At 51.6% G+C, this 21108-nt stretch carries 22 protein-coding genes and 1 tRNA gene; 8 read left to right on the forward strand and 15 right to left on the reverse strand.

Annotation, left to right across the window (positions count from 1 at the left end; all coding sequences use genetic code 11):
* Nucleotides 1-44: 44 nt before the first annotated feature.
* Nucleotides 45-554: a tRNA adenosine(34) deaminase TadA gene (tadA, locus tag KDX31_14525; GenBank protein UTW05403.1), complete on the reverse strand. Its 510-nt coding sequence runs from the start codon at nt 552-554 to the stop codon at nt 45-47.
* A gap of 373 nt (nt 555-927) precedes the next feature.
* On the opposite strand from tadA, the gene KDX31_14530 reads away from it, so the two are divergent.
* Both KDX31_14530 and KDX31_14535 read left to right on the forward strand, forming a co-directional pair.
* On the forward strand, nt 928-1239 hold the full coding sequence (locus tag KDX31_14530) for a DUF1840 domain-containing protein (GenBank protein ID UTW02556.1): 312 nt from the start codon (nt 928-930) through the stop codon (nt 1237-1239).
* A 347-nt stretch (nt 1240-1586) separates the two neighbouring features.
* Complete coding sequence (locus KDX31_14535) at nt 1587-2774, forward strand: hypothetical protein (GenBank protein ID UTW02557.1); 1188 nt, start codon at nt 1587-1589, stop codon at nt 2772-2774.
* 13 nt (nt 2775-2787) lie between these two features.
* On the opposite strand, the gene KDX31_14540 is transcribed toward KDX31_14535, so the two are convergent.
* From KDX31_14540 to guaB, 11 genes are all read right to left on the reverse strand, one after another.
* Nucleotides 2788-3669 carry a F0F1 ATP synthase subunit gamma gene (locus KDX31_14540; GenBank protein UTW02558.1) on the reverse strand — a complete coding sequence of 294 codons (882 nt, stop codon included), beginning with the start codon at nt 3667-3669 and terminating at the stop codon, nt 2788-2790.
* The gene (locus KDX31_14545; protein UTW02559.1) at nt 3666-5225 is read right to left on the reverse strand and encodes an alternate F1F0 ATPase, F1 subunit alpha; all 1560 of its coding nucleotides are present in this window, start codon (nt 5223-5225) and stop codon (nt 3666-3668) included. Before KDX31_14545 ends, KDX31_14540 begins: the two co-directional genes overlap by 4 nt.
* Nucleotides 5215-6042, reverse strand: coding sequence for a F0F1 ATP synthase subunit delta (locus tag KDX31_14550; protein UTW02560.1), 828 nt, complete (start codon nt 6040-6042; stop codon nt 5215-5217). Before KDX31_14550 ends, KDX31_14545 begins: the two co-directional genes overlap by 11 nt.
* A 6-nt stretch (nt 6043-6048) precedes the next feature.
* Nucleotides 6049-6327: a F0F1 ATP synthase subunit C gene (locus tag KDX31_14555; GenBank protein UTW02561.1), complete on the reverse strand. Its 279-nt coding sequence runs from the start codon at nt 6325-6327 to the stop codon at nt 6049-6051.
* A 100-nt stretch (nt 6328-6427) separates the two neighbouring features.
* Nucleotides 6428-7129, reverse strand: a complete 702-nt coding sequence (locus KDX31_14560) for a F0F1 ATP synthase subunit A (GenBank protein UTW02562.1) — start codon at nt 7127-7129, stop codon at nt 6428-6430.
* Nucleotides 7126-7443, reverse strand: a complete 318-nt coding sequence (locus KDX31_14565; GenBank protein UTW02563.1) for an ATP synthase subunit I — start codon at nt 7441-7443, stop codon at nt 7126-7128. The genes KDX31_14560 and KDX31_14565 overlap by 4 nt, the downstream gene beginning before the upstream one ends.
* Nucleotides 7436-7777: an AtpZ/AtpI family protein gene (locus KDX31_14570; protein ID UTW02564.1), complete on the reverse strand. Its 342-nt coding sequence runs from the start codon at nt 7775-7777 to the stop codon at nt 7436-7438. Before KDX31_14570 ends, KDX31_14565 begins: the two co-directional genes overlap by 8 nt.
* Nucleotides 7770-8159, reverse strand: coding sequence for a F0F1 ATP synthase subunit epsilon (locus KDX31_14575; GenBank protein ID UTW02565.1), 390 nt, complete (start codon nt 8157-8159; stop codon nt 7770-7772). The genes KDX31_14570 and KDX31_14575 overlap by 8 nt, the downstream gene beginning before the upstream one ends.
* Nucleotides 8149-9609, reverse strand: coding sequence for a F0F1 ATP synthase subunit beta (locus KDX31_14580; protein ID UTW02566.1), 1461 nt, complete (start codon nt 9607-9609; stop codon nt 8149-8151). The genes KDX31_14575 and KDX31_14580 overlap by 11 nt, the downstream gene beginning before the upstream one ends.
* Nucleotides 9610-9894: 285 nt before the next feature.
* Entirely contained in the window at nt 9895-11475 is a 1581-nt protein-coding gene (gene guaA, locus KDX31_14585) for a glutamine-hydrolyzing GMP synthase (protein ID UTW02567.1), read from the reverse strand.
* Nucleotides 11476-11607: 132 nt separating this feature from the next.
* Nucleotides 11608-13077 carry an IMP dehydrogenase gene (gene guaB, locus KDX31_14590; GenBank protein ID UTW02568.1) on the reverse strand — a complete coding sequence of 490 codons (1470 nt, stop codon included), beginning with the start codon at nt 13075-13077 and terminating at the stop codon, nt 11608-11610.
* 166 nt (nt 13078-13243) lie between these two features.
* Between guaB and KDX31_14595 the strand changes: the two genes are divergently transcribed.
* The 4 genes from KDX31_14595 to KDX31_14610 all read left to right on the forward strand — a co-directional run bounded on the left by KDX31_14595 (nt 13244) and on the right by KDX31_14610 (nt 17017).
* Nucleotides 13244-14614, forward strand: coding sequence for an exodeoxyribonuclease VII large subunit (locus tag KDX31_14595; GenBank protein UTW05404.1), 1371 nt, complete (start codon nt 13244-13246; stop codon nt 14612-14614).
* A 9-nt stretch (nt 14615-14623) separates the two neighbouring features.
* The gene (locus KDX31_14600; protein ID UTW02569.1) at nt 14624-15454 is read left to right on the forward strand and encodes a peptidoglycan DD-metalloendopeptidase family protein; all 831 of its coding nucleotides are present in this window, start codon (nt 14624-14626) and stop codon (nt 15452-15454) included.
* 73 nt (nt 15455-15527) lie between these two features.
* Entirely contained in the window at nt 15528-16154 is a 627-nt protein-coding gene (locus KDX31_14605) for an FKBP-type peptidyl-prolyl cis-trans isomerase (GenBank protein UTW02570.1), read from the forward strand.
* A 101-nt stretch (nt 16155-16255) separates the two neighbouring features.
* Nucleotides 16256-17017: an alpha/beta fold hydrolase gene (locus tag KDX31_14610; GenBank protein ID UTW02571.1), complete on the forward strand. Its 762-nt coding sequence runs from the start codon at nt 16256-16258 to the stop codon at nt 17015-17017.
* A 1508-nt stretch (nt 17018-18525) separates the two neighbouring features.
* On the opposite strand, the gene KDX31_14615 is transcribed toward KDX31_14610, so the two are convergent.
* Nucleotides 18526-18602 (reverse strand) — tRNA-Met (locus tag KDX31_14615).
* A gap of 128 nt (nt 18603-18730) precedes the next feature.
* Between KDX31_14615 and KDX31_14620 the strand changes: the two genes are divergently transcribed.
* Nucleotides 18731-19345, forward strand: coding sequence for a DsbA family protein (locus KDX31_14620; protein UTW02572.1), 615 nt, complete (start codon nt 18731-18733; stop codon nt 19343-19345).
* Between the two features lie 72 nt (nt 19346-19417).
* Here the strand turns inward: KDX31_14620 and KDX31_14625 are convergent, their stop codons facing one another.
* On the reverse strand, nt 19418-19666 hold the full coding sequence (locus KDX31_14625) for a cold shock domain-containing protein (protein UTW05405.1): 249 nt from the start codon (nt 19664-19666) through the stop codon (nt 19418-19420).
* 361 nt (nt 19667-20027) lie between these two features.
* Between KDX31_14625 and KDX31_14630 the strand changes: the two genes are divergently transcribed.
* The gene (locus KDX31_14630) at nt 20028-20237 is read left to right on the forward strand and encodes a SlyX family protein (GenBank protein ID UTW02573.1); all 210 of its coding nucleotides are present in this window, start codon (nt 20028-20030) and stop codon (nt 20235-20237) included.
* A gap of 28 nt (nt 20238-20265) precedes the next feature.
* Here KDX31_14630 and KDX31_14635 read toward each other — a convergent pair whose 3' ends face one another.
* On the reverse strand, nt 20266-21054 hold the full coding sequence (locus KDX31_14635) for a class I SAM-dependent methyltransferase (protein ID UTW05406.1): 789 nt from the start codon (nt 21052-21054) through the stop codon (nt 20266-20268).
* Between the last annotated feature and the right edge of the window lie 54 nt (nt 21055-21108).

The following is a 21108-nucleotide window of genomic DNA, read 5'->3' on the forward strand; positions in this document are numbered from 1 at the left end:
GCAGAGCAGGCTACCACTCATCGACGATGCCCGGTAAGAACACCTCACTCTGAAGCATTTGTCCCGGCTTTAGCCCGCTCTTTTTGAGCCCTCTTTTCTTCCCGGCGACGCCGGAAAAAATCACTGATCGCAGCACTGCACTGCTCGGCCATCACTCCAGCCGTATACTCCGGCCAGTGATTTAGCCACGACTGATCAAATAACAGCGCATTACTAATGACGGCACCCGCCTTTGGCTCAGTCGCACCAAACACTACCCGTTTAATGCGGGCATGAATAATCGCTCCGGCACACATAGTGCAGGGTTCAATAGTGACATAGAGCGTCGCACCCGAAAGACGATAATTACCTATCTTCGCAGCCGCATCACGCAGCGCCATAATTTCAGCATGAGCAGTAGGGTCATGACCGGAGATCGGCCTGTTCCAGCCCTCGCCAATCACCATCCCATCCTGCACTACAACCGCGCCAACCGGTACTTCGCCGGCATCAGCAGCCTGTTGCGCCAGTCGCAAAGCATGTGCCATCCAGTGTAAATCGTCGTTCTCATTCATGCGTTGAAAGATACCCAAAATTCCAAGATTACAGGCGCGCTGATACCGTTCGTAGATTACAAAAAGTCCGCCCGACACAAATTTTACCATGCTTCACCAGCGGCTGCCGGAATCTGCTGTGTTATAGGCGATAGTGGACAAACTGGGGCTATTGATGCGTTTAGCTCAATACTCCATGGTCAGATTTCAAGATCATCAATTCAGACCGTCGGGCTGTGGAAGTGAGAACCAACAAGACTACACTGTAGTCATACGCCGCAGCGTGTGACTGAAAACCATCCGTGGATCATCAGATTCACTGGGTGACATGGATTCCCTTCCCACTGCGGCGGGTGGTACTCGTTGACCGCAGAAAACAACAAAGGAGATAATCATGCTGGTAACCTTTTCCTGCCCTGCCTACGGGAAAATCACCCTGTTTGGCGACGTAGCCCTGAAACTGCTTAAGATGATGGGACATAGCCAGACGGTGCCCGGCGCATTGCTTGCTGATGATATCCCGGCGGCATTAACCCGCCTGGAAAAAAATATCGCCGCCGATATACCGTCGCCACAAGAAGCAGAGGAGTCCGGATACGATGACGAACCCAGTGTCAGCCTCTCTCACCGGGCACTGCCTCTCGTTGAGTTATTTAAGGCAGCCCAAAAAGAGGGCTGCGATGTCATGTGGGACAGCGGGACTTAGGTTGAGCGGGCTTTGGTTGAAGTGGGCTTAGGCTGAAATAACTGGCCGTGGAATTTTAATGTCATGACAGAATCATTCATGGCCCGATGCCTATGAAGTAAAAAACAACTCAGCAACACCAGGCGGATCTCTCTTGTTCGTCGCCCTGATCCACCAACGGGAGTGTCCCCTACGATTACTCCGTATCAGTCTTTTAACCAGAGACTGCCCCCCATCAAGAGCCTGTGCAGCCCTGATCCCTGCGGCACACAGCTTTCGACACCTACCTTCAACCCTTTGGTTGATAGTCACTCAGCGTCCCATCCTGTATCTACTTAAGACCTATCCATTAAGTTCAGGAATCTAAGATGTTTACCAGAAAGTACAAAGTAAAAATCGCCGAGCTTGAGGAGACTCTGCGCGTGCTGACAGACAAGAATTCGCGGCTGGAGTCGCAGCTGGCCGAACAGGCCAGAGCCATTAATACTCTCGAATCCATCCCCCGACAGAACATCGGGTCAATCTCCAGGGCTACCTACATAAGCCGGACTACCGACCTGACGGATCAGTTAACCTATCTGAATCAGGGTGTACAGCAGATTTCAGACGAACTGTTTGAGCCGATGTCTGAATGCGAAGGCTCCAACGCTGAGATGGAACAAGTGCGAGCGGAACTGGAACAACTGGACGCCTCGATGCTGGAGATATCCAATAGTGCTGACGATACTCAGACCGTGGTAAAAAGCCTTAAATTACTGGCCGGGGATATCAATAATTTCGTCGGCATCATTAACAAGATCTCTGAGCAAACTAACCTGCTGGCGCTGAATGCCGCAATTGAAGCAGCACGCGCAGGCGAACAGGGGCGGGGATTTGCTGTCGTGGCTGATCAGGTAAGGGAGTTATCCAGTCGAACCTGCGAATCGAGTAAAGAGATCTCGGATTTAGTTCAAAAAATTCATACGAATACAGTCACTGTTGATCATAAAATCGAAAATCTCAGAAATCTGGCCCGCAACGTTCATCAGGTTTCATCACGCACCTCGGGGCTTGCCGGCAATACTGCGAAAAAAACCCAGGCACTGATGACGTCGGTGTATAAATCGATGGTTTATGGTCACAGTTCGGGCTCGGCACTTGAGTTAATTCTGACTGCTAATCAGTGGCTGACAATATGGACAGAGGGTACAGACTGTGAGCTACAAGAGGCTCCGGACCCGAAAGCCACGCAGTTAGGCAAGTGGTATTTCGATGGCGAAGATAACGAATTTGATTACCGTTCAACACTCCCATTCCAACAGATAGAGCGTTATTTACTGGCGATGTATCAGGCCGGAGAGGAGCTGATCACATCGGTTTCTGCAGAAGATCACACACGCGCTAACGCTCTGGTATCGACAATCAACGCCCACATCCACAAGATATTTAAGTGTCTGAACGAACTGCAGAACTATCTGTTTAAACACCTGACACCGGTACCGGAACCGATTAAACCAACAGATTATCAACAGAGCGACACGCAGGAGAGAGATACCCGACTTGTAACCTCTCGCTGACGGATCATCCTGCTTAGTTTTTCAGTGCCTCAAAGCCGGAAATAACATCAAACAGCTCCTCATCAATCACGCTTTGCCGCAAGCGATGAAAACAGCGGTTAAGATCATGCTGCAATTCATCGATGTTTTTTTCGGCGCGTTGCATCGCCGCCAGACGACTGGCATTTTCACTGGCAAGAGATTCTGCACATGCCCTGAATAACGTCACAAAAAGATATTCACGCACCAGGGCGCTCAGGGTTCGTTCACGGTTCCCCATCACCTCAGGCAGGTTTTGCGTTGGCCAGGGTATTTGGGCCAGATTAAGCAGCCATGCCTGATCCAGCGGCAATATCTGCTGACTGACCGGAGTATAAGCCGATCCACTCACCGGGTGGTTATGAAACAGGTAAACCTGCTCAATTAAGCCCTGTTCACGCCGGGCTTCCAGCTCAATCAGGATATCTCCGATCAGTGGAGCAATCGCATTAATCGAGCCCGGCAAGGCAAAACCGCCCAGTGGTGGCAGACCGGTATCTGCCAGACGCGACTGAATACGCGCACCCACCGCCCATACCGTTTTTTTGCCCGGCAGTTCTTGCAGCGTAGCAACCGCATATTCCATCATGATTTCGTTAAACTGCCCCACCAGCCCCTGATCGGAACCAAACACAATCGCTGCAACGGGAATCTGTTGCGGCTGCTTTATTGTCTGGATAATACCTAAGGATCTGTTTTCCCGAAAACATGCGGCGAGACCCAACTGAACCGTTCGATAATAATCATCCAGTGAGCGTACTGCATTTTCGTACTGACTGATGCTGGATGCCGCCATCGCTTTCATGGTGCGCACAACCGACTCAAGCTCTTCAGCGCTACCTATTTTATGACGCAGGCTGGCAATGCTTTCGCTCATAATGTTTTCGCCGTCGATTCAGTAAGAAAGCCCCTGAGTGCATTGCTGGCGATCCGGGTAATCAGCGCCCGGTCCGCATCGCTGAGACTTTGTGCACTCTCAAGTCGGGCACACACGTCAGACGGGATCTCTGAAGCGCTCTGTCGCACAGCATTCTCAGCCGCACTCATCTGATCAAGGGGAACAGCATCAAAAAGCTTTGCCGTTAGCGCCAGCAACACGGCAATCTGCTCGACCATGGAAACCGGATCGGATTCCTGCTGTTGCAGACAGGCGCGGATACGACGACCGTGCTCAAGGATTTTGCGGGTACTGTCATCCAGACGGGCACCGAAGCGGGCAAAGGTTTCCATCTCTTCAAACTGTGCATAGGCAAGTTTTAGATCGCCTGCCACCGCACGGTATGCTGCGCGCTGCGCCTTACCACCGACCCGGGAAACAGACTTACCCACGTCAACGGCTGGCAGCACACCCAACTCAAATAGCGAAGGTGAAAGATAGATCTGTCCATCGGTGATGGAGATCAGATTAGTGGGGATATAGGCAGAAATATCCTCTGCCTCGGTTTCAATAACCGGCAGGGCCGTAATTGATCCCCCCCCGAGTTCCGCGCGCAGATGCGTGGCGCGTTCCAGTAACCGGGAATGAATATAGAAAATATCACCGGGATAGGCCTCACGACCCGGCGGCCTTCGCAACAACAGAGACAGTTCCCGGTAAGCCCGTGCATGGTGAGTCAGGTCATCATAGACAACCAGAACATCACGCCCCTGCTGCATAAAATACTCGGCGATGCTGGTCGCGGCGTAGGGGGCCACGTATGCCAGACCGGGCGGATCATTACCTTCAGTAACAACAACGACACTGTATGCCAGCGCCCCCTCCTCCCGCAATGTGGCAATCACTTTAGCGACGCCCGAAGCACGCTGGCCAATAGCGCAATACACACACACCACATTTTTGCCACGCTGGTTGAGTATGGTATCGAGCGCAATAGCGGTTTTACCGGTCTGCCGGTCGCCGAGAATCAGTTCACGCTGCCCCCGGCCCACAGGAATCAGTGCATCAATAACTTTGATTCCGGTTTGCAATGGTTCGGTGACCGGATCGCGTTCCAGTATCGACGGCGCCGAACGCTCAACCGGCAGACGTTCACTTGTTACCAGCCTCCCCTGCCCGTCAAGCGTCTGACCTATCGGGTTAATGATGCGTCCGATCAGTCCATCCCCCACCGGTACATCCACCACACGATCAAGACGCTGGACCTCATCACCCGCCTGCAGACTGGAATAATCGCCCAGCAGTATTACCCCGATCTCGTCTTCATCGACATTAAAGGCAATGCCATAGGTATCACCGGAAAATTTAAGCAGTTCATCAAAACCAACGCCTGGCAAGCCTGAGACCTTGGCAATGCCAGTAGTGATACTGGTAATCGTTCCGATCTCACGCGGAGTCAGCCCCGGCATGACAGACTCCCGCGCCTGAGCCATTCCGGCAAACACACTGTCGAACAACTCCGTGAGGCTATCCCCGGGAACGTCTTCAGTGCTCATCGCTATCGCCCTCCTTTGTCTTTGTCCTTGCCAAGCCTGAGTTTTCCGGATCAGCACTGGCCACTTCAGAGCGGGGTTTCAGCAGCTCATCTACACTTCGCTCCAGCGCCCCCAGATAATCAGTAATACTCCAAGCAATCTTGCGTCCATTCGCGCTGATCTCAATGCCGCTGATCAGATCCGCTGCGATAACAAATTCGACCGATTTCTGTTTACCAAAAACCTCCGCAAGCTGCTCTTCAATATCGGTCTGCTGTTGTGCCGACAGTTTGAAAGCCGTTTGTATCCGCAGCGCATCGTTAAACGTTGATTTTAAACGGGTTATTTCTCCGGCATCGAGCTCACGCAGACGGGCAATAAATATTTCTGTCATACGCTGTTCCAGAGCGGTTCCGGCAAGATCACACAACGCTTTACGGGCAATCGCAAACACCTCTTTCTGCGTACGACACCGAAGTTCTTCATTCAGGGTAAGCTGCTCATCTCTCTGCGCTTGTACCAGACGCTTACGCAACACCTCAGAGTCCTTTCGGGCGGCATCGAGCAACCTCTCACGCTCGGCATTAACTGCCGCCTGCATCTGATTAATCTGTGTGTTGCGCTGCTGTTCGAACGCCTCATTTTTAAGCCGATAGGCTTGTTGCTGCTTCTGCGCTTCTCGATCTTTTGCTTCGGCATCCGCAATTTTCGTGGCGATCCTCTGTTCCCGGGCATCAATGGCATCGAGAATGGGCCGGTACAGGAAACGTTTCAGCAGCCACACCAGAATCAGGAAGTTGACGACCTGTGCGCTAACGGTAAACCAGTCGATCAGCATCGATTTTTACCCGGCAGCCTGAGTGACAAAATAGTTCCAGAACGGATTGGCAAAAATCAGAATCATCGACACGACAAAACAGTATATGGCAGTGGATTCGATCATCGCCAGACCCACAAACAGCGTCCGGGTGATGGTGGCAGATGCATCGGGCTGTTGCGCCAGGGAGGTCAGCGCGACGGCCACGGCCTTACCCTCGCCCAGTGATGGTCCGATAACACCGATGGCAATGGTTATGCCAGCGGTAAAAATGGATACCATAGCGATAATCGTTGCGCTGTCCATAATAGCTCCTTTGAATTTCGTATTTGATATTTCCAGATCCGCATACAACTGTCTGCTTTTACAAAGCAAGGTTTACAAAAGCCATCCGGCTCAAAATCAGTCAGGTTTCCTGATCAGTCGTACCGGTCGGCCGGGTGCTGCTGATCCGGGTAGCTGCCGCAATATACACAGTGGCCAGAATGCTGAAGATGTACGCCTGCACCATCCCGGTCAACAATCCAAGCGCACTCATCGCAACCGGAAAAATAAAGGGCGTAATCGTCAGCAGGATAGCGAGTATCATCGCCCCACTCATCATGTTGCCAAACAAGCGCACCGCCAGTGCCAGTGTGCGGGAGATCTCACTCACAATATTGAATGGCAGCATGATAACCGTTGGTTTCAGGTAACCACGCAGGTAGTTCTTCAGCCCACTCTGTTGGATGCCAAACATCGGTACAGCCACAAACACGCAGATCGCCAGTGCCGCGGTGGTTGAGAGCGATCCCGTCGGTGGCTCATAGCCCGGTATAATGGTAAACAGGGCTGCCATTGCCACGAACAGAAACAGACTGCCGAGAAAGGCGATATATTTTTGCGGATTGTTCAACCCTACTTCTTCGATCTGCAGATTAATTCCGGTAACCATAATCTCCATCAGGTTTTGCCAGCGTGAACGCTGCAATCCGGTCGACAGGTTTCGTGTAATCAGCTTCGAACCGATAACCAGCACAAACATCAGCCCCCAGGTGAAAATAATGGTGGCATTGAGTTTAAAAAAACCCGCCTGCCAGTAAATAATGTTGTCAGGACTCAGATTCATGAGCTGTCTGCCATAACGGTAGTTTTCAGTTTATCGACAGGGCGTGTTAAGCGGATAACGATGACTCGTGCGACCACAAAACCGCTCAGGCCTGCCAATAAGTGCTGCCAGCTATCGCCCAGAAGAAAATAGAATCCCAGCATAACAACAGCCGTGCGCAGCAGCAGGCTGCCTAAAAACAGCAGCCCGACCTGCTTGACCAAGCTAAGTCTGCGCACTGTCCACCAGAGCCCGGCGTAAAAAAACACCCCGAGTAATACGCCCTCGACAAGTGCCCATAAAAGCTCCCATACCAATGGTAGAATCTCACTCATGATTATCCTCATCCTCGTCCCGATGAATCTCCTTGTCTTCCTTCACAATCCAGCGCCAGGCATTAAAGCACCCCAGGCCAAGTCCAATGGCCAGCAGCGCCAGTGTCCAAGAATGTTCACCGGGGTAACGCTTATCCAGCCATAATCCAAGCGCAGCACCCAGCAGGGTTGGCATCGCCACCGACCAGCCAACCAGCCCCATCATCCCCAGGCCCGACCACACCGTTCGGGAAACATGGCGCTGCGCCCTGAGCTTACGCTTAGCCATATCGCCCACCTGCTTGCTGAACTCTTTATTATCAGGCCGTTTATTGATCCCGGGCTTTTCAGTCATGATGAAACTCCGCCAACTGATGAATTAACCCGCTCTCCATCTTCGCCAGCACCGAACGCACCTTTCGCTCCTGCTCATCCAGCTGTTCAAACTCTGTCTCTATGGCGGCCCGCAACCGCTCCAGACTCATACCGGTAATAGCATTACGTACCGACACCTGCACATTACGACCCGTTTTCACCAGAACGCCTTCATCGACCGCGATATAACACTCTCCCTCTGCCGCAGTCTCATACACCAGTATTCCCGCCGACAACGGTGCTACACAGTCTCTTCGTCGCGGTAGCAGCCCGAATGCCCCCTCGTTTGTTACCGCAACAATACGCAACACATCACGCTTTTCGGCAAAGACCTTAAAAGGCAAAAGAACTTTAAGGTTCATTCGCGCTACCCACTGGCGCTGCCATCACCCGGTTGACACTATCACTGTTATCCTTCCGGGCCTCGTCAATCGCGCCGATCATATAAAGCGCACTTTCAGGATAGTCTTTAAATTCATCACGCAGGATACGTTCACACCCATCGAGTGAATCGCTGAGATGCACCAGCCTGCCAGTATGGCCGGTAAACTGCTCTGTGGTAAAAAATGGCTGGGTGAGGAATCGCTCTAGTCGCCGGGCACGCCCAACCACTTTATGGTCCTCTGGTGACAACTGTTCCATACCGAGCATGGCGATAATATCCCTAAGCTCAGCGTACTGAGCAAGGGTACGACGGATCTCCTGTGCCAGCTCATAATGCCGCTCGCCAATGATGCCGGGGGTGGCCATTTTAGAACTCGACTGTAACGGATCGATGGCAGGATAAAGCCCTTCGCTTGCGCGTTTACGCGACAATACGATAGACGCAGAGAGATGCGAAAAAGTATGCACAGCTGCCGGATCAGTGAAATCATCTGCCGGTACATACACCGCCTGGATTGAGGTGATAGCACCGGTGTCCGTATTGGCGATACGTTCTTCAAGCTGCGACAACTCGGTACCCATTGTCGGCTGATAACCCAGACGCGCCGGCATCTGCCCCATCAAACCAGACACCTCCATACCCGCCTGGATGAAACGAAAAATATTATCGATCAGCAGTAATACATCGCGATGCTCATCATCACGAAAATATTCGGCCATGGTCAGTGCCGCGTGCCCCACCCGAAAACGCGCCCCTGGCGGCTCGTTCATCTGACCGAACATCATCACCATATTGTCGAGCACGCCGGCGGTTTTCATCTCACGATAGAGCTCTTCACCTTCGCGGCAACGCTCCCCTATACCGCAAAATATACTCACGCCGGCATGTTGCCCGACCATATTGTGGATCATCTCGGTAAGTAACACCGTTTTGCCGACACCGGCGCCACCAAACAAACCCGCTTTACCGCCACGCTCCAGGGGCATCAGCACATCAATAAGCTTAATACCGGTCGCGAAGATCTCTGACTTAGTAGATCGCCTGGCTAACGGGGGTGGTGCATGATGCACGCTACGCCACTGAATATCAGTCGGCGCGGGCTGGCGATCAATTGCATTACCAAACACATCAAACATACGCGACAGAACCCCCTTGCCCACCGGGGCCTGTAACGGTCCGCCACTGTCTTCCACCAGCATACCGCGCGCCAGTCCCTGGGTTGCTGTCAGTGCAATACCGCGTACCCGGTGTGCGTTAAGCTGTGACAGCACCTCTATCGCAATGGTCCCCTCACAGGCATGCAGTAGTGCGTTAATCGGGGGCAGATGCAGGTCAAACATGATATCGACCACACTGCCGCGTACCGAGACCACTACGCCGGTATTCTTTAATGAGTTGCCCTCAGATCCGTCCTGATTCATATCCATAAGACTATCTCTGGTCTCCCCTGTAGACAATTTACCGTTGTTTTACTGTCTGGCAGATAGCAATAGTATAGAAGTGACTGGTTCTGATGGCGAAACGAAATATGGGGGGGATTAAACATTGCTGACCGGAGCGCCACTTCTGAGAACCACTATCCGGAATGGCAAGTTTTCTTATATTGAAAGCTTAAACATGGAGAAATTGAAAAGAATAGTTTTCGAGCGAAAGCTGCAATAAAGCAAAAAAAAAGCCCGCATCAGCGGGCTTTTTCTAATTTTACAGGGAAATCATTCCCACTCAATCGTCGCTGGCGGCTTAGAACTTACATCATAAGTTACCCGGGACACATGAGGGATTTCGTTAATAATCCGGCTGGAAACGGTTTCCAGCAGCTCATATGGCAGATGCGCCCAGCGTGCGGTCATAAAGTCGATGGTTTCAACAGCACGCAGTGCAATCACATACTCATATCGACGACCATCGCCAACCACACCGACAGACTTAACCGGCAGGAACACTGCAAATGACTGGCTGGTCTTGTGATACCAGTCAGCCCGGTGCAGCTCTTCCAGGAAGATAGCATCGGCTTCACGCAGAATGTCGGCATACTCTTTCTTAACTTCACCGAGTATACGCACACCCAGACCCGGACCCGGGAACGGATGACGGTAAACCATATCGTAAGGCAGGCCCAGCTCCAGACCGATCTTACGCACTTCGTCCTTAAACAATTCACGCAGTGGTTCAACCAGATCCATCTTCATATCATCCGGCAAACCGCCGACGTTATGGTGGGATTTAATCACATGAGCTTTACCGGTCTTAGCCGCCGCGGACTCAATGACGTCAGGATAGATGGTGCCCTGTGCCAGGAAGTTAACCTCTGTCAGCTTAGTGGCTTCATCATCAAACACTTCGATGAAGGTATTACCGATGATCTTACGCTTGGCCTCAGGATCATTTTCACCCTTAAGACGTCCCAGGAACAGATCCTCAGCATCCACACGGATAACCTTGACCCCCATGTTCTTAGCGAACATGTCCATCACCTGATCGCCTTCTTGCTTTCGCAGCAGACCATTATCAACAAATACGCAGGTCAGTTGCTCACCAATCGCTTTGTGCAGCAGCGCCGCAACAACGGATGAGTCAACACCACCGGAAAGCCCCAGCAGAACTTTCTGGCCCCCGACCTGCTCACGCACCTTTTCTATCAGATCAGCAATAATGTTAGCCGGATTCCAGAGGGCATCACAGTCACATATATCACGGATAAAACGTTCCAGAATTCGGCCACCCTGTTTAGTGTGGGTCACTTCAGGATGGAACTGAACGCCGTAGAAGTTTTTACCCGGATGGCACATCGCGGCAACCGGCGCACTCTCTGTGCTGGCGATCACATTAAAGCCTTCAGGCAGATTACCCACCTTATCGCCGTGACTCATCCACACATCCAGCAACAGGGAACCATTGTTGGCAATATGGTCTTCAATCCCTTCCAGCAACCGGCTCGGGCTATCTTCCAGACGTACTTTGGCATAACCGAATTCACGCTGATCGGAGGTAATAACACTGCCGCCCAACTGCTCAGCCATGGTCTGCATTCCGTAACAGATCCCCAGCAGCGGAATACCCAGTTCAAACACAATCTGAGGTGCGCGCGGCGAATTACCTTCGGTAACAGACTCCGGTCCGCCTGCCAGGATAATTCCCTTAGCGTTATATTCACGGATAGCAGCGTCATCCATATCCCATGGATGTATCTCACAGTAGATTCCGATCTCACGCACACGTCGGGCGATCAGCTGTGTATATTGTGAACCGAAATCCAGAATCAGAATTCGTTGAGCATGAATATCTTGTGACATTTCGATGACTCCGAAATCATCGCCATCGGCCGTTCCGGCGCTGTCTGGCGATTGGCTGTTATAGCAGCGTGTTAAAAAAGAAAAAGTGGAAGGGCCGAAGCCATCCCACCTGTTTTATTCATCAGAAAGCGGTTATCCAACGCGATAGTTAGGCGCTTCTTTTGTAATGCTGACATCATGGACATGGCTTTCAGCCATGCCTGCACTGGTGATGCGAACAAACTGCGGCACGGTGCGCATGGTCTTAATATCCGCGCTGCCAGTGTACCCCATTGAGGAGCGCAGACCACCAACCAGCTGATGTACAACGCCGCCCATTGGTCCTTTACAGGCCACCCGGCCTTCAATACCTTCCGGTACCAGTTTCTCAGCGCCTTCCGATGCATCCTGGAAGTAGCGGTCTGAGGAACCAGAGCTCTGCGCCATCGCTCCAAGTGAGCCCATGCCCCGGTAGGACTTGTAAGCCCGTCCCTGGAACAATTCAACCTCTCCCGGCGCTTCGTCGGTACCGGCCAGCATAGAGCCGATCATCACTGCCGACGCACCCGCCACAATCGCTTTAGACAGATCGCCGGAGAAACGCACGCCGCCATCAGCGATACAGGGCACACCATACGGTTCAAGAGCTGCAGACACGTTTGCCACGGCACTGATCTGAGGCACACCCACACCAGCAACAATCCGGGTAGTACAGATAGAACCCGGACCAATACCTACCTTAACACCATCAGCACCGGCTTCAGCCAGAGCAACAGCCGCTTCAGCAGTGGCAATATTACCACCGATAACCTGTACATTCGGGTAAGTTTGCTTCACCCAGGCAACACGATCAATGACACCTTTAGAATGACCATGGGCAGTATCAACGATAATCACATCAACACCCGCTTTAACCAGGGCATCGACACGCTCAGCGGTTTCTGCGCCGGTTCCTACTGCAGCGCCAACCAACAGCTGACCTTTACCATCTTTGGCGGCAATCGGATGAGTTGACGCTTTATTCATATCCTTAACGGTCATCATCCCGCGCAGACGAAATTCATCATCAACAACCAGAATTTTCTCAATCCGGTGCTTACGCAGCAGATTGCGTACATCGTCAGGATCAGCCCCTTCAATCACCGTCACCAGGCGCTCTTTAGGGGTCATAATAGAAGCGACAGAGGCATCCAGTTTCTTTTCAAAACGGGCATCACGACCGGTCACAATCCCCACCAGTTCGTCATTATCAACAACAGGAAAGCCTGAAAAACCGAGACGGGCAGACAGGGCGTTCAATTCACCCACGGTCATATCCGGACGGCAGGTCACAGGATCGCTGACAACACCGGCTTCATATTTCTTAACCTTACGGACCTGTTCTGCCTGCTGTTCGATGGTCAGGTTTTTGTGAATAATACCGATACCACCCTCCTGAGCCATAGCGATTGCAAGGCCGGATTCAGTAACTGTATCCATAGCAGCAGAGACAAGGGGGATATTCAGTGCGATGTCTTTTGTCAGGCGCGTCTTTAACGAAACGTCTTTAGGCAGAACCTCGGAGTAACCGGGAACCAGTAGAACATCATCAAAAGTGAGGGCTTCTTCAGCGATTCGCAACATGGGTGAGATTGCCTGTAGTGTCTAAAAAAATAAGACGCGGGATTATAGCCTTTTGTCGAACGCCCGACAATCAAAATGCAACTATTCCCAACCATTTTTATTCATTTCCCTAATTCTGCCAAACAGTCGTTACAAACCGATGATCGGTTGGTTTAATATGCGCACTATGCGACCCTATACACAGCCCCAGAATCTCACTGCCAATAGCGCCGGAAACCACGCGCTCAGCGTCACCGAGCTGAACCGTCAGGTAAAATCCCTGCTGGAAAGTTCATTTCTCACTATCCACGTGGAGGGTGAACTGTCTAACGTTGTAAAAGCCAGCTCCGGACACTGGTACTTTACCCTCAAAGACCGGGATGCTCAGGTACGCTGCGCAATGTTCCGCAACCGTAATCAATACCTGAAATATCAGGCGAAGAACGGCGACAAGGTTATTGTCAGGGCAAAAGTCAGCCTCTATCCAGGACGCGGCGATTACCAACTGATCTGTGATTATATGGAAGAAAGCGGTGTCGGATCGCTGCAGCAAGCCTATGAAGCACTCAAGCTAAAACTGCAGCAGCAGGGATTGTTTGATCAGGCGTTCAAAAAACCGATCCCCCGCCACCCACTCCATCTGGGCATCATCACCTCACCAACCGGCGCCGCCGTTCACGATATTCTGACCGTGCTGAAACGGCGCTTCCCATCGCTGCCTGTCACGCTGTACCCAACTGCCGTTCAGGGCGCAGAAGCGGCTGACCAGATCGCCGATGCTATCCGGCTGGCGAATGAAGATGGTCGTTGCGATATCCTGATTGTTGGCCGCGGTGGCGGCTCGCTGGAAGATCTCTGGCCGTTTAACGAAGAGGTCGTCGCCCACAGCATTTTTCACAGTGAGATCCCCATCATCAGCGCTGTCGGCCACGAAGTCGACACCTCTATTGCTGACTTCGTTGCCGATATGCGAGCCGCCACGCCCTCGGCTGCAGCAGAACTGATCAGCCCGGATCAGCAACAGATTTTACTGCGCCTGCAACAGATACAGCAGCGACTGATCCGTGCCTGGCAGCGCTCCCATCAGCAACGGCTGCAACAGCTGCAATGGACCCGTGCCCGGCTGCGCCACCCCGGAGATAAACTGAAAGAGCAGGCCCAAAAACTGGATGACCTTGAACTGCGAATGCAGCGCGCGGTCAGACTTAACGTTGCGCAGCGAAAACAGCAGTTCACTCAGTTACATCAACGCTATCTGCGCTGCTCACCCATGCCCCTTATAGCCGCCGGACAGCAACGTAAAGATGAGCTGGAACACAGGTTATTCAACCTGATCGGTGCACAGCTGAAACAAAGCAGCCTTAAACTAAGCGGTCTGGCGGCAACACTTAACAGCGTAAGTCCCCTGGCAACACTGGACCGGGGTTACGCAATTGTTCAGGATGAACAGGGCAAGGTGATACAGGATATCAACCAGATTACACCGCAAAGCAACGTCGAAACCCGACTCAGTAATGGCCGCTTTCTCAGCAGGGTCACTCAGATTATTAAGGAGTAGCACATCACTATGCGCCTCATCAGCTTTATATTCACTCTGTTATTCAGTCTCTCTGTTACTGCTCTCGAACTGCCGCAAGAGTCCCGGGTGCCCGGCGGCATCGCCCTGATCCCGCTGACCGGTCTCAACAGCGACGCGGCACCCTCAGCCTGGTATCGGGGCAACCGGGTAATGGTTCTGCCAACGCGGGGCACCCTCTATGAGCAACAAGCACCATGGATTGCCGTGATCGGTATCCCCCTGTCGGCAAAACCCAGCGAGCAACAGCTGATGAAAGCCGATGGTAAGCGCTTCCCGTTTCAGATTCAGAATAAAGAGTATAAGGAACAGCGGCTCACCGTTACCAATAAACGCCACGTCAATCCAAACAAACAGGACCTTGCCCGCTATAAGCGCGAGAAGGCGGAAATGGTCGCCGCATTCAATAGCTGGAGTACACCACAGATCTCCAGCGTGAATTTCAATCTGCCAGCGAGCGGGCGTTTCAGCAGCCCCTTTGGGCTTAAACGGTTTTTCAACGATCAGCCCCGCAACCCGCATAGCGGACTGGATATCGCCGGAGGACAGGGCGGCGCAATCAACGCGCCGGCACCGGGAAAAGTGGTTGCCGTGGGCGAGTATTTCTTCAACGGCAACACAGTGATTGTTGATCATGGCTACGGCCTTACCACCATGTACTGCCATATGAGCAGAATCGATGTAAAAACCGGCGATCAGCTTAACACCGGCGAAAGTATCGGCGCCATCGGCAAAACCGGCCGGGTTACCGGCCCCCATCTGCACTGGAGCGTCAGCCTGAACAATACCCGGGTAGATCCCTTGCTGTTTGTGAAAGAGTGATGCTACAGACGAGATATAGGCATCTAAATATGATAGGCTTTCGCGTTCTTTAAACCGAACTGACAGAGTACTCATGTCTGATATTAAACTTGAAACAAATGAACAGATTGCCAGCTACGGTATCGGCCGTCAGATGGGCGATCACCTGGCAACCCAGAGCTTTGAAGGCGTAGAGCTGAATGCTGTTATTGCTGGCATTCAGGAAGCATTTGCCGGTGAAGCACTGAGCATTGAAGGCGAAAAGATCCAGGCAGCCTTTAACGAAATCCAGGCTCGCATGCAGGAACAAGCTGAAAAACTGGCTAAAGAAGCAGCCGCTGAAGGCGAACTTTATCTGGAAAAGAATGCTCAGCGTGAAGAAGTCTTCGTTACCGATTCAGGTCTGCAGTACGAAATCGTCACTGCCGGTGAAGAGGGCGGCGAAAGCCCTACCCGTGAATCGACCGTTCGCACTCACTACCACGGCACATTCACAGACGGAAAAGTGTTCGACAGTTCCTACGAACGTGGCCAGCCCGCTGAGTTCCCTGTCGGCGGTGTGATTGCAGGCTGGACTGAAGCACTGCAACTGATGACTAAAGGTGCCAAATGGCGTCTGACGGTTCCTTATCAGCTGGCATACGGTGCCCAGGGTTCACCGGGTGGTATTCCGCCTTACTCAACGCTGGTGTTTGATGTAGAACTGCTGGATATTCTCTAAGCACTGCTTAGCAGATGAGATCCATCGGGCTAACCTGTGCACAGGTTAGCTGACAGAGACCGGCAGCGTTCACGCTCCGGTCTTTTTTATGGAGAGTCATAATGCAACTGAACTTACAAATCTCCGGCAGCGGAGCCCCACTGATCATCATGCACGGACTGTTCGGCACCCTGCTGAACTGGAGCGGACAGATCAAAGCCCTGTCAGAGCATTTCACTGTTTATGCTGTTGATCTGCGCAACCACGGCCGCTCTCCCCACACCGACTCCACCAGCTACCCGCTGATGGCCGATGACATTATCGAACTGATGGACCAGCAGGGTCTGGCAAGCGCTCATATTCTGGGCCACTCCATGGGCGGTAAAGTCGCCATGCAACTGGCCATGAACCATCCTCAACGGGTCGATAAACTCGTCATTGTCGACATCGCCCCGGTACAGTATCCCAACCATCACAACGACGTGTTTGCCGGTCTGAATGCCGTGCAGCTTAACAGCCTTAAATCCCGCACAGAAGCCGATCAGCAGCTGGCGCAATTTATTGAAGAACTCAGTGTCAGGCAGTTCCTGCTCACCAACCTGTATCGTACCCAAGAGAAGCAGTTTGCCTGGCGGATGAATCTGCCGGTACTGGAAGCCTGCTACGATGAAATCAGCAAGCCCCCTTCCGGCCCCGCTTTCGAAAAGCCTGTGCTATTTATCAAAGGTGAAAATTCAGACTATATCACCGCAGACTATCGCGATCAGATACTCAGCCTGTTTCCTCAAGCCGAGTACCGGATGATACAGGGCACCGGACACTGGCCACATGCAGAGAAAGCTTCAATTTTTACCCGGCTCGTCCTAAATTATTTACTGAAGTAAATATAGCCATAGTGAACAGAGCCAGAATCAGCCCCGGGGGAAAACTGCTATAAGCCCAAAGCGCAAAACTGAACGGCGCTTTCGATACACCTCTGATTATTACGTTGGTAGCGGGGCCAGAGTTATTCATAACAGCCTGCAGGCTGCCCCCCTACAGGCTTCGACGCTTCGCGTCTCGATGCAAATTGCGCTCTAAGCACAATTAGTGAACTGACGACCTTCCCGAGCGGTAATAAAGAGCTGAGCCCGACGCTTTCTATACCTGCTTACAACCACCGAACTTCAGGCACAAAAATAGGCATGTCAGTACGACACACCTTTAATCATTACGTTGGTAGCGGGGCCAGAGTTATTCATAACAGCCTGTAGGCTGCTATGCCCCTTTGGGCTTCGACGCTTCGCGTCTCGATGCAAATTGCGCTCTAAGCACAATTAGTGAACTGACGACCTTCCCGAGCGTTTATAAAGAGCCGAGCCCGACGCTTTCTATGCCAGCTTAAAACCACCGAATTTCAGGCACAAAAAAAGGCATATCTTTCGATACACCTTTAATTATTACGTTGGTAGCGGGGCCAGATCTAAGCCGACGACCTTCCTGCCCTTATTATGAGCCGAGCCCGACGCCTGATCTCAAATTCCAGGCGAAAAAAAAGCCAATCTTTCGATTAGCTTATCTTTCCGTTGTGGTAGCGGGGGCCAGATCTAAACAGACGACCTTTCAGAGCGTTTATCGAAAGTCGAGCCCGGGACTTTCTAGCTCTTTTTCACTCGTTAATTTCACTTTATTTCAGACACAAAAAAAGGCATATCTTTCGATACACCTTTAATTATTACGTTGGTAGCGGAGCCAGATCTAAGCCGACGACCTTCCTGCCCTTATTAAGAGTCGAGCCCGACGCCTGATCTCAAATTCCAGGCGAAAAAAAAGCCAATCTTTCGATTAGCTTATCTTTCCGTTGTGGTAGCGGGGGCCAGATCTAAACAGACGACCTTTCAGAGCGTTTATCGAAAGTCGAGCCCGGGACTTTCTAGCTCTTTTTCACTCGTTAATTTCACTTTATTTCAGACACAAAAAAAGGCATATCTTTCGATACACCTTTAATTATTACGTTGGTAGCGGAGCCAGATCTAAGCCGACGACCTTCCTGCCCTTATTAAGAGCCGAGCCCGACGCCTGATCTCAAATTCCAGGCGAAAAAAAAGCCAATCTTTCGATTAGCTTATCTTTCCGTTGTGGTAGCGGGGGCCAGATCTCAACTGAAGATCTTCCCGCCCTTATAAAGAGCCGAGTCCGACGCTTTCTATGCCAGTTTAAAACCGCCGAATTTCAGGCACAAAAAAAGGCATATCTTTCGATACACCTTTAATTATTACGTTGGTAGCGGGACAAAATCTAAACGGACGACCTTCCCGAGCGGTTATAAAGAGCCGAGCCCGACGCTTTTTATGCTAGAATTTCAGGCACAAAAAAAAGGCATGCCATTACGACACACCTTTAATTATTACGTTGGTAGCGGGGGCCAGATTTGAACTGACGACCTTCGGGTTATGAGCCCGACGAGCTACCAGGCTGCTCCACCCCGCATCAACGTGGCAGGCATATTACTGTTACAATTCAACAAATGCAATGAAAATAAATAATCTTTTCAATTAATTACTCAAAATTATCTGATATAACTAAACTAACGTAAGGCGTTCTGAACGGAGCTGTGTATGACACTGATTTACGTAATGGACCCCATGTGTAGCTGGTGTTATGCATTTCAGCCTCACCTGAGGGATATGATCAGCCGGTTACGTCCCGGGATCAGAGTATTTTGTTATATGGGCGGGCTCGCCCCGGATAGCGATCAACCGATGCCAGAAGAGATGCAGCAGGCGATCGCCCAAACCTGGCATGAAATTGAAAAACGTACCGGAACCCCTTTCAACCACGAGTTCTGGCAACAGTGTCAGCCGAGACGCTCGACTTATCCGGCCTGCCGGGCGGTTATCAGCGCAGATCTGATATCCACCGGCAGCGGCATGCTGATGGCTGAAGCGATTCAGAAAGCCTATTACCAGGAAGCCCGCAACCCTTCCGATCTTTCGGTGCTGACCGAACTGGCTGAAGAGATCGGTTTAAGTCGCAAACGCTTCTCCAGCCAGATGTGCAGTGAGAAAACGGCACAAGCCCTGTTTGAAGACCTGACTTTTTGTCAGCAAAACGGAATCCAGGGATTTCCCTTTCTCGGATTGGAAACGCCAAACGGTGTAAAGGTCATCAGCGCCGGATATTGCAACCGGGATCAGCTACTGCAGCGCTGCGCAGCGCTCGACCTGTTCTGACCGTTAATACGCAGCAATATGACAGACAAAAAAACGGGAGCCAAAGCTCCCGTTTTTCAATATCAGAGTAACTCAGCTGCGTGCGACAGACACATCTTCAGCCTGCAATCCCTTATCACTCTCTTTCACTGTAAACCTGACACTTTGCCCTTCAGTCAGTGAACGATGGCCCCGGCCACGGATGTTACGAAAATGAACAAAAACATCATCACCATTTTCGCGGGTAATAAAGCCAAACCCCTTTGACACATTAAACCACTTTACCGTACCTACCTCGCGGTCATCATTCTCATCGGTTTCCTCTTCACTACCGGAACCCAGGCCAGCAATAACACAGCTAACCAGCACAACCACAAACACAACGCCAATATCAAACAGCGGCAACCCGCCCTCACCTGGCAGCACACCTTGCAAAAACAAGATAACCGCAGTGGCAAGTGCGCTGACAACTACACTACGTATAAGTTGATTAACACTCATATAGATCTCTTATAATTAATTAAAGTTATTAAATAAAAACAGGGTTCATAGAAAAAAGAACCCAGACCACTCTATATACCGACTTTTATGCTTTTTTTCAATCGCTTAGCGACTCAAACACTGATACAGCCCCGGAATAGGGTATAATTGCGACTAATTTACGGCTTACGCGCAAAACACAGCACGGGAAAAGAAAAGTTATATGAAGCAACAACCATTACTCGAAGACCTGGAATCACGGATCGCTTTTCAGGAGGACGCGCTTGATAAAATGAGTGCAGAGATGGCTAAACAGGGTGCCGAAATTGCACGGCTGAACCAGATTATTAAGATTCTCCACCAGCAGGTTAAACAGTTTTCCCCCGACCTGATCAGCGCGCCTGAAGATGATGCTCCGCCACCGCATTACTGATCATGCTGATGGATATTATCCGGTCAGGTTAAGTCAGACTTTTCAGAGTGTAGATATCATAACGACTTGATTTGCCATTGAGCTGATAGCTGGGAGCCTGCCCAGCAATGGCTGGCGCTTTACGGGGACGCTTAACAACCACCCGATATTCAGCACGTTGCAGCGCGGCATCAAGCAGGGCTGCAGAGTCCTGATCATCGCCAACCACATCACGGAACACCCGCATCTCTTTTTTCACTAAAGCCGACTTATCCGTATGCGGGAACATCGGATCAACATAGATCACCTGCGGTCTTTCAGCATCAGCTGACAGCCCAGTCAGCCAGCTGATGCTGTCAGCGTTGACCAGAGACATCCGGGTAGCGATATCAGCCACTTCCGGATCCTGCTGCGCCTGCTGCAGGCCACTTTCCAGCAGGGCATGGATAATCGGGGACCGCTCCACCATCTGCACTTCGCAGCCTAAGGTTGCCAGCACAAAACTATCCCGCCCCAGCCCGGCGGTCACATCCGCGACCTTCGGGCGAACAGCACCCTTGATACCGACAGCCTTGGCAATCATCTGCCCTTTACCACCACCAAATTTGCGCCGGTGCGCCACGGCACCCGAAACAAAATCGGCCAACACCGGTCCGGGCGCTTTGCGACCGGTCTGCTGCAAGCGACGGGTTCCGGATTCACAGATCAGCAACTGCAAAAACTGTTCATCACGCAAATCATAAGCGTCCAGAAGAGGCAGCCCCAAACGTAGCGCCAGCGACCTGGCATCGTCTTGTCCCGCCTCATCGGCATAACAGACCGCAATATCGGCTGGAATTGACCCTGAAAGCTCCTGAATCACAATTTTTCCTTACATCCTGCGTCACATAAA

It is taken from the genome of Amphritea atlantica, from assembly GCA_024397875.1.
Classification (GTDB): domain Bacteria; phylum Pseudomonadota; class Gammaproteobacteria; order Pseudomonadales; family Balneatricaceae; genus Amphritea; species Amphritea atlantica_B.

Excerpts from the sequence above, each read along its gene's own strand:
- tadA (UTW05403.1), bottom strand. The coding sequence starts at position 554 with ATGAATGAGAACGACGATTTACACTGGATGGCACATGCTTTGCGACTG.
- KDX31_14530 (UTW02556.1), top strand. The coding sequence starts at position 928 with ATGCTGGTAACCTTTTCCTGCCCTGCCTACGGGAAAATCACCCTGTTT.
- KDX31_14535 (UTW02557.1), top strand. The coding sequence starts at position 1,587 with ATGTTTACCAGAAAGTACAAAGTAAAAATCGCCGAGCTTGAGGAGACT.
- KDX31_14540 (UTW02558.1), bottom strand. The coding sequence starts at position 3,669 with ATGAGCGAAAGCATTGCCAGCCTGCGTCATAAAATAGGTAGCGCTGAA.
- KDX31_14545 (UTW02559.1), bottom strand. The coding sequence starts at position 5,225 with ATGAGCACTGAAGACGTTCCCGGGGATAGCCTCACGGAGTTGTTCGAC.
- KDX31_14550 (UTW02560.1), bottom strand. The coding sequence starts at position 6,042 with ATGCTGATCGACTGGTTTACCGTTAGCGCACAGGTCGTCAACTTCCTG.
- KDX31_14555 (UTW02561.1), bottom strand. The coding sequence starts at position 6,327 with ATGGACAGCGCAACGATTATCGCTATGGTATCCATTTTTACCGCTGGC.
- KDX31_14560 (UTW02562.1), bottom strand. The coding sequence starts at position 7,129 with ATGAATCTGAGTCCTGACAACATTATTTACTGGCAGGCGGGTTTTTTT.
- KDX31_14565 (UTW02563.1), bottom strand. The coding sequence starts at position 7,443 with ATGAGTGAGATTCTACCATTGGTATGGGAGCTTTTATGGGCACTTGTC.
- KDX31_14570 (UTW02564.1), bottom strand. The coding sequence starts at position 7,777 with ATGACTGAAAAGCCCGGGATCAATAAACGGCCTGATAATAAAGAGTTC.
- KDX31_14575 (UTW02565.1), bottom strand. The coding sequence starts at position 8,159 with ATGAACCTTAAAGTTCTTTTGCCTTTTAAGGTCTTTGCCGAAAAGCGT.
- KDX31_14580 (UTW02566.1), bottom strand. The coding sequence starts at position 9,609 with ATGGATATGAATCAGGACGGATCTGAGGGCAACTCATTAAAGAATACC.
- guaA (UTW02567.1), bottom strand. The coding sequence starts at position 11,475 with ATGTCACAAGATATTCATGCTCAACGAATTCTGATTCTGGATTTCGGT.
- guaB (UTW02568.1), bottom strand. The coding sequence starts at position 13,077 with ATGTTGCGAATCGCTGAAGAAGCCCTCACTTTTGATGATGTTCTACTG.
- KDX31_14595 (UTW05404.1), top strand. The coding sequence starts at position 13,244 with ATGCGACCCTATACACAGCCCCAGAATCTCACTGCCAATAGCGCCGGA.
- KDX31_14600 (UTW02569.1), top strand. The coding sequence starts at position 14,624 with ATGCGCCTCATCAGCTTTATATTCACTCTGTTATTCAGTCTCTCTGTT.
- KDX31_14605 (UTW02570.1), top strand. The coding sequence starts at position 15,528 with ATGTCTGATATTAAACTTGAAACAAATGAACAGATTGCCAGCTACGGT.
- KDX31_14610 (UTW02571.1), top strand. The coding sequence starts at position 16,256 with ATGCAACTGAACTTACAAATCTCCGGCAGCGGAGCCCCACTGATCATC.
- KDX31_14620 (UTW02572.1), top strand. The coding sequence starts at position 18,731 with ATGACACTGATTTACGTAATGGACCCCATGTGTAGCTGGTGTTATGCA.
- KDX31_14630 (UTW02573.1), top strand. The coding sequence starts at position 20,028 with ATGAAGCAACAACCATTACTCGAAGACCTGGAATCACGGATCGCTTTT.